Raw genomic sequence first — 2894 nt, forward strand, 5'->3', positions numbered from 1 at the left:
GAGAGGGGGACCGGGTTCCACTGGCGGTGGTGGATGCGGGTGCGGAAGCCGTAGCGGCCCACCAGACGGCCCGCGGGGCGGGTCACCAGCCAGTGGAGCCTGCGCATGGGGGCCGTGCCGCGGTAGTACCAGCGGGCCGGGGCGCTGACCGAGACCACCGCGTCCACGCCGGCGCCGCTCTCCCGCCCGTACAGCGCCGCGTGCCGCAGCACCACCGAACCGCCCATGGAGAAGCCGACGGTCACCACGCGCGCGTGGCCGAGTCCGCGGGCCCACGCCACCGCGGCGGCCAGATCCAGCACCTCGCGGTCGCCGACCGTCGAGCGCCCGCCGGAGGCCCCGTGGCCGCGGAAGGAGAAGGTGACGACTCCGCCGTACCGGCTGAGCGCCTCGACCACCCGGCGAACATGCGGGCGATCCACATCGCCGGTGAAACCGTGCGCGATCACGAACCCCAGGTCACGCGCGGGCGGCCGGGAGGCGTCGTATACGAAGGAGGGCGGATCGTATACGGAATCGATCGTCACACCGTCCTCGGTGTGCAGAAACGTCCGTATAGGTGTGCGTCTGGGCGTCTCAGAGTGCGGACTTCCCGTGGAACGCGGCGCACGACCTGCCGGCTCAATGCTCATGTGGGCTATTCTCGTCGGAACAGGACTCGGGCAATGCAGCCCCCGGGTCCTTTTGTGCTTTCGGATACCCCTGTATACGAAAGCCGTGACCTCGCGGGACCGAGGAGGAACCAGACGTATGAGTTCTCTGCTGCTCCTGACCAACGCCCTCCAGCCGTCGACGGAGGTGCTGCCGGCTCTCGGCCTGCTCCTGCACAACGTGCGCGTGGCTCCGGCGGAGGGCCCCGCTCTCGTCGACACCCCCGGCGCCGACGTGATCCTCATCGACGGCCGCCGTGACCTGCCCCAGGTCCGCAGCCTGTGCCAGCTGCTGCGCTCGACCGGGCCCGGCTGTCCGCTCATCCTCGTCGTGACCGAGGGCGGCCTGGCCGCCGTCACCGCCGACTGGGGCATCGACGACGTGCTCCTCGACACCGCGGGACCGGCCGAGGTGGAGGCGCGGCTGCGGCTGGCCATGGGCCGGCAGCAGATCGTCAACGACGACTCCCCCATGGAGATCCGCAACGGCGACCTGTCGGTCGACGAGGCCACGTACTCCGCCAAGCTCAAGGGCCGGGTCCTCGACCTCACCTTCAAGGAGTTCGAGCTCCTCAAGTACCTCGCCCAGCACCCGGGCCGCGTCTTCACGCGCGCGCAGCTGCTCCAGGAGGTCTGGGGCTACGACTACTTCGGCGGCACCCGGACGGTCGACGTGCACGTACGGCGGCTGCGCGCCAAGCTCGGCCCCGAGCACGAGTCGCTGATCGGGACCGTCCGGAACGTCGGTTATCGATTCGTTACGCCCGAGAAGGGCGAGCGGGTCACCGACGAGGCGAAGGCCAAGGCGGAGCGGGCAAACGCGGAGGATGCGGACGCCGGCGCCGCCCTTGAGGACGTAGAGGCATAAGGGGTCCCGCGCATGGGCATGGCTCCGGCACCGGCGCACCCCCGCGAGCCCCTCGGCGGGAGTACCGGGACCTCCTTCACGCCCTGCCCAGAGCGGGTCCATCCGCGTAGACTCCGCGCGTGGCCAAGGTAACCAGGGATGACGTGGCAAGACTCGCGGGGACGTCCACCGCGGTGGTCAGCTATGTCATCAACAACGGACCCCGGCCGGTTGCCCCGGCCACGCGCGAGCGTGTCCTCGCCGCGATCAAGGAGCTGGGGTACCGGCCCGACCGGGTGGCCCAGGCGATGGCGTCGCGGCGCACCGATCTCATAGGCCTGATCGTGCCGGACGCGCGCCAGCCGTTCTTCGCGGAGATGGCGCACGCGGTCGAACAGGCCGCCTCCGAGCGCGGGAAGATGGTGCTCGTCGGGAACTCCGACTACATCGGTGAGCGCGAGGTCCACTACCTGCGGGCGTTCCTCGGGATGCGGGTCTCCGGCCTGATCCTGGTCTCGCACGCGCTGAACGACAACGCCGCCGCCGAGATCGACGCCTGGGACGCCCGGGTCGTCCTGCTGCACGAGCGGCCGGAGGCCATCGACGACGTCGCCGTGGTCCTCGACGACCTGACCGGCGCGAAGACCGCCGTCGAGCACCTGCTGGGCCACGGCTACCCCTATGTCGCCTGTATGGGCGGCACGGCCGACACCCCCTCCGTCGGCGACCCGGTCTCCGATCACGTCGAGGGCTGGCGGCGGGCCATGGAGGAGGCCGGGCTCCCCACCGAGGGACGGCTCTTCGAGGCGCCGTACAACCGCTACGACGCGTACAAGGTGGGGCTGGAGATCCTCGCCGGGCCGCGGCGCCCGCCGGCCATCTTCTGCTCCACCGACGACCAGGCGATCGGCCTGCTGCGGGCCGCGCGCGAACTGCGGATCGACGTGCCCGGGGAACTGGCGGTCATCGGGTTCGACGACATCAAGGAGGCCGCGCTCGCGGATCCGCCGATGACGACCATCGCCTCGGACCGGTCGGCGATGGCCCGGGCCGCGGTGGACCTGGTGCTCGACGACGGCCTGCGGGTCGCGGGCTCCCGCCGGGAGCGGCTGAAGGTGTTCCCCTCGAAGCTGGTCGTGCGCCGGTCCTGCGGCTGCGAGTGACTTTCCTTAAGGCCGTCTGAGAACGCCCGGCCACAGGCCAGCGGCGGCTTTATATCGGGCATACGAGGTTCTGCCGGGCTTCTCAGGGAGCACTCAGGGAGCTCTCATGGTCGCGGGACAAGCTTCTTGTCATGACCGAGAGCTTCCGCCGCGACGGCGAGTACGAGCAGTACGAGAACCCCTACCAGGGCGCCCAGCAGCAGCACGCTTCCTCGCCCGTGAACCCCGAGTGGC

At 70.6% G+C, this 2894-nt stretch carries 3 protein-coding genes; 2 read left to right on the forward strand and 1 reads right to left on the reverse strand.

Going from position 1 to position 2894, the window contains the following annotated elements; translation table 11 throughout:
- Positions 1–632: alpha/beta fold hydrolase (locus EHS43_RS41715; protein ID WP_125195700.1), on the reverse strand; the 632-nt coding region annotated here is incomplete at its 3' end.
- 118 nt (positions 633–750) lie between these two features.
- On the opposite strand from EHS43_RS41715, the gene EHS43_RS41720 reads away from it, so the two are divergent.
- Together EHS43_RS41720 and EHS43_RS41725 are read left to right on the forward strand one after the other, a co-directional pair.
- Positions 751–1518, forward strand: a complete 768-nt coding sequence (locus EHS43_RS41720) for a response regulator transcription factor (RefSeq protein ID WP_125195701.1) — start codon at positions 751–753, stop codon at positions 1516–1518.
- Positions 1519–1637: 119 nt separating this feature from the next.
- Positions 1638–2660, forward strand: coding sequence for a LacI family DNA-binding transcriptional regulator (locus EHS43_RS41725; protein WP_125195702.1), 1023 nt, complete (start codon positions 1638–1640; stop codon positions 2658–2660).
- Positions 2661–2894: the final 234 nt, after the last annotated feature.

The organism is Streptomyces sp. RP5T (genome assembly GCF_003933965.1).
Taxonomy (GTDB): domain Bacteria; phylum Actinomycetota; class Actinomycetes; order Streptomycetales; family Streptomycetaceae; genus Streptomyces.

Coding starts and splice junctions, on each gene's coding strand:
- EHS43_RS41720 (WP_125195701.1), top strand. CDS start 751: ATGAGTTCTCTGCTGCTCCTGACCAACGCCCTCCAGCCGTCGACGGAG.